Origin of the sequence: Nocardia suismassiliense, assembly GCF_900269665.1 — a bacterium.
In the GTDB taxonomy this organism is placed as follows: Bacteria; Actinomycetota; Actinomycetes; order Mycobacteriales; family Mycobacteriaceae; genus Nocardia; species Nocardia suismassiliense.
Genome location: NZ_LT985361.1, coordinates 311,999 through 327,710, shown reverse-complemented (window position 1 = coordinate 327,710; position 15,712 = coordinate 311,999). Strand labels below are relative to the sequence as shown.

The window sequence follows — 15,712 nt, the reverse complement described above, 5'->3', positions numbered from 1 at the left end:
CAATTGATGCGAAAAGACCGGCTCGACGAGTAATCGAGCCGGTCTTTCGCCGTTGTCCTAGTCGACGAGCGCGACCTCGTCCAACGCGTCCACCGTCGCGTTCTTCTTGTTGCGCATGACGACCAGTGCAACCACCGCGCCGGCCAGGATGCCTACACCACCCGCGAGGAAGCTGACCGACATGGCATCGGTGAACGCCTCCCGCGCGGTGCCGAACAAGGCGGTGTCGCCGGTGCGCGCGGCCAGCGCCAGCGCGTCACCGATCGAGTGCCTGGCGGCCGCGGGCGCGGAGTCCGGCATGCCGCTGGTGTAGGTGCTGGACAGGATGCTGCCGAGCACCGCGATGCCGAGTGCGGCGCCCGCCTGCTGAATGGTGTCGTTCAGCGCGGACCCGACCCCCGCCTGCTCCCGCGGCACCGCGCCCATCAGTGCGGCGATGGCCGCGGGCTGCGCCAGTCCCGCACCGGCACCGAGGATGACGAGCGCCAGGGCGAGCATGCCGAAACCGCTGTCCGCGGCCAGACCGGCCAGCAGGCCGAGGCCGACGGCCGAGACGAGCATGCCGGTGACGGCGAGTGTGCGGTTGCCGACCTTGTTGCCCAGACTCGCGCCGAGTCCGTTGAACGCGATGGAGGCCACCATCATCGGAATGAACGCCAGCCCCGCTTTGGTCGGCGAGTAGCCGAGCACGAACTGCAGGTACTGGGTGAGGACGAGCAGCAGACCACCGTTGGCGACCTGGACCAGGGTCAGCGACAGGCTGCCGCCGGTGAAGTCACGGTTGCGGAAGAGGTCGAGCGGGACCATCGGGTGTTCGACGCGCTTCTCCCACACGATGAACGCGACCAGAGCGACGATCGCGATGGCCAGCGTGCTCAGCGTGGACGCGTGATCGAAACCGCCCTTGGGGAATTCGATGATGGTCCACACCAGCGCGGTCATGCCGACCATGGACAGCACCGCACCGGGCACGTCGGGCGCGGTCCACGGCCCCTTGGACTCCGGCATCAGCACCACCGCGGCGATGATCGCCACGATCGCGACCGGAATGTTGATCAAAAACGCGGCGCCCCACCAGAAGTGCGCGATCAGCACCCCGCCGAGCACCGGCCCGCCGACCAGTCCGAGCACCGAGGCGGCGCTCCAGAAGCTCATCGCCTTACGGCGCTCCTGATCGTCGAACACGGTGATCAGGATCGACAGCGTGCTCGGAAGTACCAGTGCGCCACCGATACCCATCACGGTGCGGGCCACGATCAACTCGATCGGACTCGACGCCAGCGTCGCGCCGAGTGAGGCCAGTCCGAACAAAACAAGCCCGATGATCATCACCCGGCGCCTGCCGAACCGGTCGGCCAGGCTGCCCGAGGTGAGCAGCAGACCGGCGAAAACCAGGATGTAGGAATCCAGGATCCACTGGATGTCCTGGGCGCTGGCGTTCAGGTCCTCGGCCAGCGGCGGCACCGCCACGGCCAGCACGAAATTGTCGATGACCAGGACCAGCGTGCTGAGGCACAGCACGATCAAAATCCACCAGCGCTTCGGATTGCGGGTCTCGATCGGATTCATCGGAAGCTCTCTTCTCACGGCGTTGCGTACAACGTTCTGCTGTTGCGAACAATGTACGCACAAGGTTCGGACGTTCGCAAGTGCGAACATCGTGCGCTACGCTGAGGGCAACTGGAAGGAGTCGACGTGGCCGTCGAGAAACAGCAGGTCGGATCGGTGTGGACCCGTCCACGCAAGGGCAGGGAGCAGCCTGCGCTGACCAGGGAGCAGATCGTGGCCGAGGCCGTCGCCCTGCTGGACGCCGAGGGCATGGAGGCGCTCACCATGCGTCAGCTCGGGGCCCGGCTGAACGCGGGTGCCACGTCGCTGTACCGGCACGTCGCCAACCGCGACGAGCTCATCGAGCTGGTCGTCGACGAGGTCTACGGCGAGATCCGGGTGCCCGAGCTCGCCGACCCGACGGCGTGGCGCGCGGCCACCGAGCAGTGCGCGCAAAGCCTGCGCGGGATGATCCTGCGGCATCCGTGGATGGCGTCGACGCTCGGTCAGGTGGGGTTGTCCTACCTCGGCCCGAACGTCATGCGACTCAACGACGGTCTGGTCGGGCTGTTCGAGGCGGGCGGGTTTCCGGCGGCGGGGACCGACGAGGCGCTCAGTGCGGTGATGAGCTACGTCGTCGGCATGGGCATCAGTGAGGCGGCCTGGCTGGCGCTACTCGTGCGCTCCGGGCAAACGGAGCAGGAGTTCGTCGCCGCGCTGCGACCTGCGGCCGAGGCGGCGGCCAAGAACTATCCGAGGGCGCAGCAGGAGAATTGGGACGCCGACCCGAGCGAGCGCCGCGATCGGAAGTTCCGCTACGGCCTGGACCGACTGCTGGACGGGCTCGACGCCCGCCGCGGCTGACGCGCGGTCGACGCGCTCAGTGCCAGGTGTGATCGGTGAGCGGCGTGCGCGGTCCGAACTTCGGCTTGTGCGCCTGACCGCTGATCTCCAGCAGCCGGACCGCCCGATACCGGTGCGGCCGCAGCGGTGCCAGGTATTCGACCATCGTGTCGTCGTCGATCGGGTGGCCCAGCAAGGTCCAGCCGATGATGGCCGCGAGGTGGAAATCGCCGACCGACAACGCGTCCGCGTCACCGAACGCGCGCTGCGCGGTCTCGGCGGCGGTCCACTCGCCGATGCCGGCGATCGTCCGGAGCCTGCGGGCGGCCTCAGCCGGGTCGACACCGGCTGCCCGTTCCAGTGAGCTCGCCACCCGCGCGGCCCGCACGATCGTCTGCGCCCGCTGCGGACCGACATTGGCGCGATGGAAGGCCCAGGACGGCACCCGCCGCCAGGTATCGGCATCGGGTGGCAGCCGCAGGCCCTCCGGCGCCGGCCCTGGGGCCGGATCACCGAACTGCCGCACCAGCTTTCGCCACGAACCACGCGCCGAGATGGTGTGCACCTTCTGCTCGAGCACCGCGGGCACCAGCGCCTCGAACACCAGGCCGGTGCGCAGCATCCGCAGACCGGGGAAGCGGCGATGCGCCTCGACCAGCTTCGGGTGGTCCGGGACGAAGCCGTCCAGGTCCTCGTCCAGGCACAGCATGTGGTCGAGCCCGTCCAGGAACTCCTCGGCACCGGGTCCCCAGGCGTTGCCCTTTACCGCGCACGGACCGGCCTGGGTCAGCCGGTAGGTGACCGGGCCCGACGACATGCGGGAGGCGTGCCAGTGCGCGCCGTCGCGGGTGGTCTGGTGGCACGGATCGCCCGCACCGCGGCGCAGCGGCGCGATCGTGCACGCCAGGTCGATCGGGCGGTCGGACGTCACGGTTCTGGTCAGACCGGTCGGATCACCTACCGGTTCGACCATCGCGCTACGCATCGGCTCATTCTGCCCGATGGCACCCGCGTGCAATGCGGCCAGTCCGTGATCGGTCGAGAAGGTCTTCGCGGACAACGGAATTCAGCGCTATTCGATACCGAATGCGTATGACCGCAGGTCCCCGGTATTTTGTAACGCGAAGAATGGACGTGGCGATATTGGTTCCGATCGGCAAACAGCTGGCAGTCGCCACACGGAGGTATCGAATGATCACCAACTTGCTCAACTGGTTGCTCGCCGCCTGGGGCGGTGTTTCCGCAGGTAGTTCGGGTTACCAGATTCCGCCCGGCACCCTGCCCTTCGGTAGCTGACCCGGCCCGCGCACTCGCCGTGACCGCGCGTCCGGCGAGTGCGCGAAAGCCTCACTGCTCCAACAGGAATTGGGCCAGATGGCGGCTCCGGCGACCCGCCAATTGCGCCGCTTGAGTCCGGCACGAGAAGCCGTCCGCCAGGAAAACGGTGGCATCCTCGGCGGCCCGCAGCGCGGGCAGCAGACCGTTCTCGGCGACCGCAACCGAAATGTCGTAATGGTCGCGCTGCATTCCGAAGTTTCCCGCGAGACCGCAACATCCGGTGACCTCAGTCACATTCATTCCCATTGTGGTTAACAACTGGCGATCGGCCGCGAAGCCGAGCGTCGCATGATGGTGACAATGCGGCTGGACCACCACGGATCGTCCGGGCAATTGCGGTGGCCGCCAGTTCGGTTGTTCGCTCAGGAACTCCGCGAGCGTGCGCACGGCCCGCGCCGTGGCCGCCGCGCGCGGATCCTCCGGTAGCAGTTCGGGCAGATCCGACCGCAGCACCGCGGTACAGGACGGTTCCAGTCCGACCACGATGCCGCCGGCGTGCACGTGCTCGGCCAGCGCGTCCAGTGTGCCGCGCAGCCGCGCGCGGGCACCGTCGAGCTGTCCGGTGCTGATCCAGGTGAGTCCGCAGCAGACCCGCCGGGCGGGGATACGCACCCGGTAGCCGAGCGACTGCACCAATTGCGCTGCGGCCAGCGCAATCTCGGGGTCGAAGGCGTCGGTGAAGGTGTCGATCCACAGCATCCCCTCGGGCCGGTTCCCCTCGGCTTGTGGTCCGGCGACCAGGCTCCCTGTCTCGACCGCCGCGACGTTGCCTTGGATCTCCTCCGGTCGACCTACCGGCCCCGCGGGCGGGATTACGCCGCCGAGGTCACGCCAGATATGGCGAAAGCTGCGATCCGCCAGTCGCGGTACCTCGCGGCGCGGGTCGATCCCCGCGGCGCGCAACCCGATTCGGCGCAGCACCGAGACATTCGCCAATGCGTTGGCTGCGCGCGGCAGCCGGGTCGCCACCGCGAGCCAGCGCGGCAGCCAGCCCAGCGAGTAGTGATCGAGCGGTCGCGGGCGGTGCCGGTATCTGCGATACAGTGCCTCGGCTTTATAGGTGGCGACATCGACGCCGGCCGGGCAGTCGGAGCGACATGCTTTGCAGGACAAGCACAGGTCGAGCGACTCCGCGACCGCGTCCGACGACCACGGCAACGCGCCGCGGACCACCTCTTGCAGCACTCGGGCGCGGCCGCGGGTGCTGTCCTTCTCGTCCTTGGTGGCCAGATAAGACGGGCACATGAAACCACCGGCGGCGCTGGTATCGGCACGACACTTGCCGACACCGACACAGCGGTGCACCGCCGTACTCAGGTCGCCGTGGTCGTGCGGGAAGGCGAAACCCCCCGCCGGCGGTAGGAGCGGCAACCCGGCCAGTCGCAGGTCGGCGTCGATCGGTCGCGGTGCGACGAGAACGCCGGGATTCAACACCGCGTGCGGATCGAAAAGCGTTTTGTACCCGGCGAATACCTCGAGCACCGGCCGGGAGTACATGAGCGCGAGCAACTCCGAGCGAGCCCGCCCGTCCCCGTGCTCACCGGAGAGCGAACCACCGTGCCGCACAACCAGTTCCGCCGCGTCGAACAGGAAGCGCCGAAACCGTTGCGGCGCATCGGCGATCGGGAGATCGAGCCGCACATGGATACAGCCGTCACCGATGTGGCCGTACAGCAAGCCGTCCACGCCGTGCGCGCGCGTAAGGTCGCCGAAATCGCGCAGATAGGCGCCGAGCCGTTCCGGCGGCACCGCCGCGTCCTCCCAGCCCGGCCAGGCCGGCTGCCCGTCCGGCGTGCGACCGGCCAGGCCCGCGCCGTCCGCGCGGATATGCCAGAGTGCCGCCGCGGCAGCGGGATCGGTGACAATGCGGGAGTCCAGCGCGTCGGCCGACCGGCGCAGCTGTTCGGCCCCTGCCAAAGCTTCGGCGGGTGTGTCGCCGGTGGTCTCCACGAACAGCCAGCCGCCGCCGCGCGGCAGTTCGGGCACGGTGCCGCGATGGGCACGGACCGTATCGACCAGCCGGGCGTCGATACCCTCGACCGCAGTGGGCTTGCACGCCATCACCGCGGCGACATCGTCGGCGGCGGTGGCGATGTCGGGGTAGCCGAGCACCGTCAGCACGGCCGCCTTCGGGAGCGGCACCAGGTCGACGGTCGCGTCGAGCAGCAACCCGCAGGTGCCCTCGGACCCGACGAACGCCTTCGCCACCGCCGAACCGCGTTCGGGCAGTAGATGTTCCAGCCCGTAGCCGGAGGCCTGGCGTTCGAAACGGCCCAGGTCGGTGCGCAGTACCGCGAGGTTCGCCCGGGTGAACTCGGCGAGTCCCGGCAGCACCGACAGGTCGTGCGCGAGCGTCCGCTCGACGCCCATCCCGTCGAGAATCCGCAGTTCCCGCACAGTGTCCGAGGTGCGACCCCAGGCGACCGCGCGCGGGCCGCAGGCATTGTTGCCGATCATGCCGCCCAGGGTGCAGCGGTTCTGCGTCGACGGATCCGGCCCGAACCGCAGCCCGTGCGGCCGGGCCGCGCGCTGCAATTCCGACAGCACGACACCGGGTTGCACCCGGGCCACCAGGGCCTGCGGATCCACTTCCAGGATGCCGTTCATGTGTCTGCTGAAGTCGAGCACCAGCCCCGGCCCGATCGCATTGCCCGCGACCGAGGTCCCGCCGCCACGCGCGGTCACCGACAGTCCGTTGTCTCTGGCGAATTCCAACGTGACCGCCACATCCTGGTCCGTGCGCGGAAACACCACTGCTCGTGGCGGCACCCGATAGTTGGAGGCATCGGACGAATACTCGGCCCGTCGGCGTTCGGACGCGTCGACCTCACCGCTGAGCCTGCTCCCCAGCGCCGCCACCATCCGGTCCTTGGTCACCACGCCAGCCTAAGCGCGGCTCTCGATCCCAGGCTGCCTTGGAATGGCCAGCGGTTCGCGGTCCTGAATGCCGGTCGGCAAACGGTACGAGATCGCCTGCACATTTCGCTGTGCGCGGAATCGGAATCCGGCGGCATCGACTTGCTCTGAACCTTTGTTGAGGTCTTAGTGTCGGTGCCGACGGCTTTGATGGGTGGGGAGCGAGAGGACTTAAGACGTGAGTATCGAATCGGTGGCCTGGAGCCAGATGTACCGGCAGGCCAACGCGCCCAAGGAGCAGCGGCCGTTCAGCATGGCCACCGCCCGGCGCATTCTGCGCTTCGCCGCGCCACACCGGCGCCGGATCGGCGTGTTCCTGCTGTTCAGCGTGGTGTCCGCGCTCTTGGCGGTGGCGACGCCGGTGCTGGCCGGCCGGGTGGTCAACAACATCGTCGGCGGCGCCGCGCCACGGATCGTGGTCACGCTCGCACTGATCATCGGCGTGCTCGCGGTCTTCGATGCCGTGCTCGGCGTGGTCATCCGCTGGTTGTCCTCGCGCATCGGTGAGGGCTTGATCCTGGATCTGCGCACCGCGGTCTTCGATCACGTGCAGAAGATGCCGATCGCCTTCTTCACCAGGACCCGGACCGGCGCGCTGGTCAGCCGGTTGAACAACGACGTGATCGGCGCGCAGCGCGCGTTCAGCGACACCCTGTCCGGTGTGGTCGCCAATCTGGTCACCCTCGCGCTCACCCTCGCCGTGATGCTCAGCATTTCCTGGCAGATCACCTTGCTCGCGCTGCTCCTGCTGCCGGTGTTCGTGCTGCCCGCCCGGCGCATGGGCAACCGGCTCGCCGACATGCAGCGCGAGGCCGCCAAACTCAACGCCGCCATGAGCACCCAGATGACGGAGCGGTTCTCCGCGCCCGGCGCGACGCTGGTGAAGCTCTTCGGCCGTCCGCACCAGGAATCCGTCGAGTTCGAGCTGCGCGCCCGCCGGGTACGCGACATCGGCGTGCGGACCTCGATGCTGCAGACCGTCTTCGTCACCTCGCTCACCCTGGTGTCGGCGCTGGCGATCGCGCTGGTCTACGGACTCGGCGGCTGGTACGCCCTGCGCGGCCAGCTGGACGCGGGCGCGGTTGTCGCCCTGTCGCTGCTGCTGACCAGGCTCTACACCCCGCTGACCGCGCTGGCCAGCGCCCGGATGGAGATCATGGCCGCGCTGGTGAGCTTCGAGCGGGTCTTCGAGGTGCTGGACCTGAAGCCGCTGATCGAGGACGCCCCCGGTGCGGTGCCGGTGCCGGAGGGGCCGGTCGCGGTCGAGCTGGACGACGTGACGTTCGGCTACCCGTCCGCCGACAAGGTGTCGCTGGCCTCGCTGGAGGACGTCGCGACCTTGGACACCCGCGGCGGTGTCGACGTGCTGCACAATGTGTCGCTGCGGGCCGAGCCCGGCCAGCTCATCGCGTTGGTCGGTTCGTCGGGAGCCGGTAAATCCACGGTGGCGCAGCTGGTTTCCCGGCTGTACGACGTGGACGGCGGCGCGGTGCGACTCAACGGCACCGATGTGCGCGAGCTGACCACCGAGTCGATCCGGGCGGCGGTCGGCCTGGTCACCCAGGACGGGCACCTGTTCCACGACACCATCCGCGCGAACCTGCTGCTCGCCCGGCCGGAGGCGGCGGAGTCGGAGCTCTGGGACGCGTTGCAGCGGGCCAGGTTAGGCGACCTGGTCGAGTCGCTGTCGGACGGCTTGGACACCGTGGTCGGCGAACGCGGCTACCGCCTGTCCGGCGGTGAGCGCCAGCGCCTCACCATCGCACGCCTGCTGCTCAAGCAGCCGCGCGTGGTGATCCTGGACGAGGCGACGGCCTCGCTGGACTCGACCTCGGAAGCCGCGGTGCAGGAGGCGCTTTCCGAAGCACTGGCCGGCCGGACCGCCCTGGTGATCGCCCACCGGCTGTCCACGATCCGCGCGGCCGACCAGATCCTGGTGATGGAGGACGGCCGGATCGTGGAGCGCGGCACGCACACCCAACTGCTGGCCGCCGACGGACGCTACGCCGAGCTGTACCGCACCCAGTTCGCCGACGACCCGGCGCCGGTAGCCGCCTGATCGGTTACTGAGGTGCCGCGTCGGCGTAGCAGGTCGTGTCCTCGGCGGGCAGCGTGCCCGTGCCGAAGTAGGTGTTGATCGCGTCGTTCACACAGGTGCTCAGCTTCGGCCGAAAGGTCATGTGAATGCGCACATCCTGCAGGGTGACCAACCGCGACCCGGCCATGTCCTGATGCAACTGGACGGCATGCGAGTACGGAGTGCGCGGATCACCGGTGGAGTTCACGATGAGCGCGGGCACCGTGTTGCGCACGACGGTCGCGGGCTCCACCGGCCCCGGCCAGAACGCGCACGGTTGAATATTGCTCGCCATCGCCCCGAACACCGGCTGAGTGGCCCTGGTCTGTTCGATATTGCGCCAGTACCAGCCCGGATCGCGGGGCGCGCCGGCGTCACCGCAGGCGATCTGCGCCAACGTCGAATTCTCGCCGTCCCGCAACGCGGTGACAATCGCCTTCAGCCGAGGCGATTTCGCCGTCGTCGGCGGTCCGCCCGCGGCATCGGCGAGCTCACGGAGGGTGTCCGCCAGCGCCGCGTTCAGCCGGAAGTTCATCAACATCCCGTGCAGGACGAACGGCAGCCAGTGATCGTCGACCGCGAAGCCGTCGACGACGATCGGTTGCCGCGCCACGGTCCGCACCAGCCCCTCGACCGTGCCGCGCACCTGCTGCGGCGTCGCGCCGAAGTGATAGGTGTCGTCCTGGGTCGCCGCCCAGATCGCCCAGTCGTCCAGCGCGAGCTCGTCGGCGGGACCCCAATCCTGCACCAGCCCTTCCCAATACCGGTCGGGATCGATCGCGCTGTCCAGCACGATCCGCCCGCTGCGGTCCGGGAACATCTGGGTGAACACCGCACCGAGGTAGGTGCCGTACGACAACCCGAAGTAGTCGACCGTCTGCTCGCCGAGCACGCCGCGCACGATGTCGATATCCCGGGCGGTATTGCGGGTGGTGAATTGCCGCATCATCTCCGGGTCGTGGATCAGACAGCCCGCGGCCATGCCTGCCGATTGCACCGTGTCGTGTACGAAGCCGAGCGGATCCAGACCCGCCGAGCGGATCATCTCGCCGACCGGCCAGCCGCAGCGCGGACTGCGCCCCGACTCGCCGACGCCGCGCGGGTCCATTCCGATCAGGTCGTGCGTCGCCAGGACGTCCGGCGTCAGTACGTCACCGAGCAGATCAATACTGTCCAGTCCCTCACCACCGGGCCCGCCGGGGTTGGCCAGCAGGATCCCTTGGCGGCGAGCCGGATCCGTGGCCGGGACCCGGGAGATCGCCACGGTCATGGTCCGGCCGTCGAGCCGTCCGTAGTCGAGCGGCACCAGCACGTCGGCGCACTGCCCGCCCGCCTTGTCCAGATTCTCGAGCTCGCACGGGTGCCATTGCAGTTGCTGGCGATAGAACCGTTCCAAACCCACCGGCTGCGCGTCACCCCCGGGCGCGGCACTGCTGTTGACCGGCACGGCGGCGAGCACCGACACCGCCACCACCGCTACCGAACGCCGGAACAACCGCACCAACACCAGACTCGCCTCTCACACGATCACAATCCTCGTCGCGCAGAGAACGGTAACGGATCGGGCCAGGCTCCGGTGGGCGTGGCATTTCCTCAGGACGGCAGCTCAGGACGGCAGCGCGCGCTCGTCGAGCACGCATTTGCCCGCCTCGACCAGCGTCGTGCGTGCGCGCCGCCGCACCCGGCACCGGTCAACCGTGCAATCTAGGTGCAATTGCATTGCGGCATGGGCTTGTTCGACGGTCATGATGCCCGGGTCGGCGCCGCAGGCCAGCAGGGCCGCCACATGCATGTTCAGGTTGGTCAACTGCATCAGGAGACACCCGCCCCGTGCGCGCCTGCGGTCCATCGATGTCGGGTGGGCGCCGGACGCTCCTCCGGCCAGGCGGATTGCCGCACGGCCATGCCGACCGCCTCCAGCGCGGTCAACCCGACCTCGTCGGCGAGTTCGCCGACCAGATCGAGCAGGGTCGGCACCACCTCGGCAACCCGCAGCGCGGCAACGGCTTGCGCACACGTCAGGGTGCGGCCGGGCAGGTAGGAAACCACCCAGCTCCCGTGTCCGACGCTGCGCGCGCGATGCGCGGTGTGATCGCTGGTCATCAAGGACGACGCAATGACATGTACAGCCATGACTCCTCGTTCCTGCGGGCGACTCCTGCTGAGTGCCCGGAGGTTTCGCGGCGGGACGCCGAGGATGGCGTTCGATCCCTCCGGGCATACTTCCAGCACACCATTGACGGGGGCGCGAAACAACGCCCGCGATGGATATCCAAAGATTTCGCGCGAATTCCCAGCACGAAAACCAGCCGGGAGGGGAGGATTCTCCATAGTGGACGAAAGCGCCCGCTGCCCAAGCGAAGTGACGGGGGACCGAGCTTGCTGGTTGCCCCCGCAAAATCACGGGTGAGCAGCCGAACACAGAACGGAGCGTGCTGTGTCAGCGAGTTCGGCAAGACTGTCAGCGAGTTCGGAGCGAGCGTCCGGGGGGTCCGACAGACCGACCGGTACCGAGAGCGCCTCCTCCACCCTACCGCGCAGGCAGCTAGGCAGGTATCTACGCGACTGGCGCACCCAGGCCGGCCTGACCATCGCCGAGGCCTCGCGGCTGATGGAATGGGGCGCAAGCACTTTGCAACGCCTGGAGAAAGGCCAGGCCGATCGCATCCGCACCATCGATATACAGGAACTGTGCCGCATCTACGGCATCCCCGACGAGCTCGCCGACGGCCTCAAGGGCCTGGCCCAGCAGGCCGCGGTCAAGAGCTGGTGGCACGCCTACGGTGACCTGATCCCGGAGAACTTCGATGTCTATGTCGGTTTGGAAGCTTCGGCCCAGCAACTCAGTTCTTACCAGTCCGAACTGATCCTCGGTCTCCTGCAGACCGCGGACTACGCGAGGGCTCTGCATCGTCTCGGCTATCCGGACGATTCCGAGGCCGAGCTCGAACGCCGGGTCCAGCTCCGGTTGCAGCGGCAGGCCTTGATCACCAGGAAGGCCTCGCCCGCAACAGTTGCCGTGGTGTTGCACGAGTCGGTGCTGCGCCGGGTGGTCGGTGGCGCGAAAGTGATGGCGGCGCAGCTAAGACATCTTGCGGATTTGAGTACCAATGACAATGTTGCGGTGCGTATTCTGCCGTTCGCGGCCGGTATTCCGCTCGGGGATTCAACGGGACCGTTCACTGTTCTGGAGTTCGGTACCGATAGCAAAGGGCAACCGGTAGAACCACCGGTGGTGTATGTGGAGGGTTTCACCGGAGATCTCTACTTGGAAAGACCGGTCGATGTGCAGCGGTACCATCGGGCACACGAGTGCCTCCAGCGCGCCGCGCTGGATATCCAAACGAGTAGACATCTGCTTCGGCAGATAGCGAAGGAGTTTGCGGCATGAGTATCGATCTTATTGGGGCGCAGTGGTTTACCAGCGCCCGCAGCGGCAGCAAGGATTGTGTGGAAGTCGCCTTCCTCGGTGGCGGACATGTCGGTGTGCGCGACAGCAAGAATCCCGGCGGCCCGGCCCTGGTTTTCACTCCCACGGAATGGGATACGTTCACGGCCGGTGTGGCGGACGGTGAATTCGCGCGGGCGTGAAGCGGTTTCGGTAGTTGCGGAGTTCGACCGTGCGTGCACGAATCCATGGACAACGGGCTGCTTTCGATGCAGCCGTAGGGGCAGTGAGGCGGAGTCATGAGTGTCAATAACGGCGCGAATGTCGATCTGGACGGCGCGACCTGGCGCAAGGCCGGCGCGGGCGCGGGCAACGACAGCGTCGAGGTAGCCATGCTCGCAGACGGTCACGTAGGCCTACGTGACGGCAAGAACCCGGACGGCCCCGTTCTGGTCTTCACCCCGAGCGAGTGGGCCGCGTTCACCGCAGGCGTGCACGACGGCGAGTTCGACCGGCCCGGCGCGTAGCCCGAGAAGCCCGGCCGCGTCCGAACGCGCGCCGGGCTTCATTGCGGCACCGAGCGCTTCAGCAAGATCACGAAATGGCACAAATCGGGCAACAAAACGGGTTTCGCCAAGGAAATTTTCGGGTAGTTAATCTTTTGTGGATCGTGGGCTGAAAGGTTCCCACTCCCGGTACAAGAAATTGCGACCTGGGGACTGGGTGGAATGGTTGATCGTCGCGTTGCTGTTCGCAGTGACGTCGATCGGGCTGTTCATCCTCACCGGCTCATTGATGTCATCGCTGTTCATCGGCGTACTCGTGGGAGTTGTTGCCGTCGGTGTCGTGGCCATGCTGTGAGACAGATGTGCCCGCCGGCCGAGGATGATTCCGGCCGACGGGCACCTCGTCAACGACGAAACAGCTTGTTGCCCAACCACACCAGCGGATCGTATTTCTGATCCGCCACGCGTTCCTTCATCGGGATCAACGCATTGTCGGTGATCTTGATGTGTTCCGGGCAGACCTCGGTGCAGCACTTGGTGATATTGCAGAGCCCGAGCCCTTGCTCGTCCTGCGCCAGGCCGCGCCGGTCACCGACATCCAGCGGGTGCATTTCCAATTCCGCGATCCGCATCAGGAACCGCGGACCGGCGAACGAGGTCTTGTTCTCCTCGTGGTCACGCACCACGTGACAGGTGTCCTGGCACAGGAAGCACTCGATGCACTTGCGGAACTCCTGCGAGCGCTCGACGTCGACCTGCTTCATCCGGTAGTCACCCGGCTTGAGATCCGCAGGCGGCGTGAACGACGGTATCTCCCTGGCCTTCTGGTAGTTGAAGGACACGTCGGTGACCAGATCCTTGATCACCGGGAAGGTGCGCATCGGGGTCACCGTGATGACCTCGGCCTCGGTGAAGGTGGACATCCGCGTCATGCAGAGCAGGCGCGGTCGCCCGTTGATCTCGGCCGAGCACGAACCACACTTGCCCGCCTTGCAGTTCCAGCGCACCGCCAGATCGGGCGCCTGGGTGGCCTGCAGCCGGTGGATGATGTCGAGCACCACCTCGCCCTCGTTCACCGCCACGGTGAAATCGTGCAACTCACCACCGTCGAGGTCGCCGCGCCATACGCGGAATTTGGCGTCGTAACCCATCGCTACGCCTCTCGCTCTGTCGATTTCCCGGCTGCCGCCGGATGCCCGGCGATTTCGTCGGGGGTGTAGTACTTTTCGAGCTCGCCGAGTTCGAAAAGGGCGAGCAGTTCCGGTCGCATCGGGGTCTGCTCCTTGGGCGTCACAGTGACGTCCGGGATGGTCTCCCCCGCCGTGCTCGGATCCACCGCGCACACCAGCAGCTTGTGCCGCCAGCCGGGATCCATCGACGGATGATCGTCGCGCGTGTGCCCGCCGCGACTCTCGGTGCGCAGCAACGCCGCCTTCGCGACGCACTCGCTGACCAGCAGCATGTTCTCCAGATCGAGCGCGAGATGCCAGCCCGGGTTGAACTGCCGGTGCCCCTCGACGGTGACCTGCTTGAACCGGGCCCGCAGCTCTTCGAGCTTGCTGAGCGCCTCGCGCACCTCGTGCTCCTTGCGGATGATGCCGACCAGGTCGTTCATCGTCTGCTGCAGATCGGTGTGCAGGGTGTAGGGGTTCTCACCCCGGCCGTCGGACGGCGGATCGAACGGCGCCAGCGCGACTTTCGCGGCTGCGGTGATGTCGGCGTCGGTGATCGAGGGCCGCTGCGCGAGCTGCTCGACATACGCGGCGGCGCCGAGCCCGGCCCGGCGGCCGAAGACCAGCAGGTCCGACAGCGAGTTGCCGCCGAGCCGGTTGGAGCCGTGCATACCGCCGGAACACTCACCCGCGGCGAACAATCCGGGCACTGTCGCCGCCCCGGTATCGGGTTCGACCTCGATGCCGCCCATCACGTAGTGACAGGTCGGGCCCACCTCCATCGGCTCCGCCGTAATGTCCACGTCGGCAAGCTCTTTGAACTGATGGTGCATGGACGGCAGGCGGCGCTTGATCTCCTCGGCGGGCATGCGCGAGGCGATATCGAGGTAGACCCCGCCGTGCGGTGTGCCGCGACCGGCCTTGACCTCCTCGTTGATCGCGCGCGCGACCTCGTCCCGCGGCAGCAGGTCAGGGGTTCGGCGCGCGGAATCGTTGTCGCGCAACCACTGATCGGCCTCCTCCTCGGTCTCGGCGTACTGCCCCTTGAAGACCGGCGGGATGTAGTCGAACATGAACCGCTTGCCCTCGGTGTTCTTCAACACGCCACCGTCACCGCGCACCCCCTCGGTGACCAGGATGCCCTTGACGCTGGGCGGCCAGACCATGCCGGTCGGGTGGAACTGCAAGAACTCCATGTTGATCAACGTCGCGCCTGCTCGCAGCGCGAGCGCGTGGCCGTCGCCGGTGTACTCCCACGAATTCGAGGTCACCTTGTACGACTTGCCGATGCCGCCGGTCGCGAGAACCACTGCGGGAGTTTCGAAAAGCACGAATCGGCCGGACTCGCGCCAATAGCCGAACGCACCGGAAATGCGGTCGCCGTCCTTGAGCAGTTCGGTGATGGTGCATTCGGAGAAGACCTTGATGCGCGCCTCGTAGTCGCCGGTCGCCGCGTAATCCTCCTGCTGCAGCGAGACGATTTTCTGCTGCATGGTGCGGATGATTTCCAGCCCGGTGCGGTCACCGACGTGCGCGAGCCGCGGGTAGGTGTGGCCACCGAAGTTGCGCTGGCTGATCCGGCCGTCCGCGGTCCGATCGAACAGCGCCCCATAGGTTTCCAGTTCCCACACCCGGTCGGGCGCCTCCTGGGCATGCAGTTCGGCCATGCGCCAGTTGTTGAGGAACTTGCCACCACGCATGGTGTCCTTGAAATGCGTTTGCCAGTTGTCCTTTTCGTTGGCATTGCCCATCGACGCGGCGCAGCCGCCTTCGGCCATCACGGTGTGCGCCTTGCCGAACAAGGATTTGCACACCACCGCGACGGAATGGCCGTGTTCTCTGGCCTCGATCACCGCGCGCAATCCTGCGCCACCGGCCCCGATGACGACGACGTCGTACTTGTGCCGTTCCACTTCTGGCATGG

General features: G+C 67.2%; 14 protein-coding genes. 6 read left to right on the top strand and 8 right to left on the bottom strand.

What is annotated here, in order from left to right:
- Window positions 1-57 precede the first annotated feature (57 nt).
- Entirely contained in the window at window positions 58-1,569 is a 1,512-nt protein-coding gene (locus DBO33_RS01500) for an MFS transporter (RefSeq protein WP_107653439.1), read from the bottom strand.
- A 126-nt stretch (window positions 1,570-1,695) separates the two neighbouring features.
- Here DBO33_RS01500 and DBO33_RS01495 point away from each other — a divergent pair, with 126 nt between their 5' ends.
- Window positions 1,696-2,412, top strand: a complete 717-nt coding sequence (locus DBO33_RS01495; protein WP_107653438.1) for a TetR/AcrR family transcriptional regulator — start codon at window positions 1,696-1,698, stop codon at window positions 2,410-2,412.
- Window positions 2,413-2,428: 16 nt separating this feature from the next.
- Here the strand turns inward: DBO33_RS01495 and DBO33_RS01490 are convergent, their stop codons facing one another.
- Both DBO33_RS01490 and DBO33_RS01485 read right to left on the bottom strand, forming a co-directional pair.
- A complete protein-coding gene (locus DBO33_RS01490; protein ID WP_107659867.1) occupies window positions 2,429-3,376 on the bottom strand; it encodes a DNA-3-methyladenine glycosylase family protein in 948 nt (315 codons plus the stop codon).
- Window positions 3,377-3,738: 362 nt separating this feature from the next.
- On the bottom strand, window positions 3,739-6,591 hold the full coding sequence (locus DBO33_RS01485; protein WP_107659866.1) for an FAD-binding and (Fe-S)-binding domain-containing protein: 2,853 nt from the start codon (window positions 6,589-6,591) through the stop codon (window positions 3,739-3,741).
- A 232-nt stretch (window positions 6,592-6,823) separates the two neighbouring features.
- On the opposite strand from DBO33_RS01485, the gene DBO33_RS01480 reads away from it, so the two are divergent.
- The gene (locus DBO33_RS01480; protein WP_107653437.1) at window positions 6,824-8,704 is read left to right on the top strand and encodes an ABC transporter ATP-binding protein; all 1,881 of its coding nucleotides are present in this window, start codon (window positions 6,824-6,826) and stop codon (window positions 8,702-8,704) included.
- A 4-nt stretch (window positions 8,705-8,708) separates the two neighbouring features.
- Here DBO33_RS01480 and DBO33_RS01475 read toward each other — a convergent pair whose 3' ends face one another.
- From DBO33_RS01475 to DBO33_RS01465, 3 genes are all read right to left on the bottom strand, one after another.
- Window positions 8,709-10,229: an alpha/beta hydrolase gene (locus tag DBO33_RS01475; RefSeq protein ID WP_199856507.1), complete on the bottom strand. Its 1,521-nt coding sequence runs from the start codon at window positions 10,227-10,229 to the stop codon at window positions 8,709-8,711.
- 99 nt (window positions 10,230-10,328) lie between these two features.
- Entirely contained in the window at window positions 10,329-10,535 is a 207-nt protein-coding gene (locus DBO33_RS01470) for a hypothetical protein (RefSeq protein WP_107653436.1), read from the bottom strand.
- Window positions 10,535-10,855 (bottom strand): hypothetical protein, encoded by a 321-nt coding sequence (locus DBO33_RS01465; RefSeq protein ID WP_107653435.1) that lies wholly within the window; start codon window positions 10,853-10,855, stop codon window positions 10,535-10,537. Before DBO33_RS01465 ends, DBO33_RS01470 begins: the two co-directional genes overlap by 1 nt.
- Window positions 10,856-11,159: 304 nt before the next feature.
- Between DBO33_RS01465 and DBO33_RS01460 the strand changes: the two genes are divergently transcribed.
- From DBO33_RS01460 to DBO33_RS43475, 4 genes are all read left to right on the top strand, one after another.
- Complete coding sequence (locus DBO33_RS01460) at window positions 11,160-12,113, top strand: helix-turn-helix domain-containing protein (RefSeq protein ID WP_234390645.1); 954 nt, start codon at window positions 11,160-11,162, stop codon at window positions 12,111-12,113.
- On the top strand, window positions 12,110-12,313 hold the full coding sequence (locus DBO33_RS01455) for a DUF397 domain-containing protein (RefSeq protein ID WP_107653434.1): 204 nt from the start codon (window positions 12,110-12,112) through the stop codon (window positions 12,311-12,313). Before DBO33_RS01460 ends, DBO33_RS01455 begins: the two co-directional genes overlap by 4 nt.
- Window positions 12,314-12,409: 96 nt before the next feature.
- Window positions 12,410-12,637: a DUF397 domain-containing protein gene (locus DBO33_RS01450; RefSeq protein WP_107653433.1), complete on the top strand. Its 228-nt coding sequence runs from the start codon at window positions 12,410-12,412 to the stop codon at window positions 12,635-12,637.
- A gap of 196 nt (window positions 12,638-12,833) precedes the next feature.
- Entirely contained in the window at window positions 12,834-12,971 is a 138-nt protein-coding gene (locus DBO33_RS43475) for a hypothetical protein (RefSeq protein ID WP_228540563.1), read from the top strand.
- A gap of 49 nt (window positions 12,972-13,020) precedes the next feature.
- On the opposite strand, the gene DBO33_RS01445 is transcribed toward DBO33_RS43475, so the two are convergent.
- Window positions 13,021-13,767, bottom strand: a complete 747-nt coding sequence (locus tag DBO33_RS01445) for a succinate dehydrogenase/fumarate reductase iron-sulfur subunit (RefSeq protein WP_107653432.1) — start codon at window positions 13,765-13,767, stop codon at window positions 13,021-13,023.
- Window positions 13,768-13,769: 2 nt separating this feature from the next.
- Window positions 13,770-15,710 carry a fumarate reductase/succinate dehydrogenase flavoprotein subunit gene (locus DBO33_RS01440; protein ID WP_107653431.1) on the bottom strand — a complete coding sequence of 647 codons (1,941 nt, stop codon included), beginning with the start codon at window positions 15,708-15,710 and terminating at the stop codon, window positions 13,770-13,772.
- Window positions 15,711-15,712: the final 2 nt, after the last annotated feature.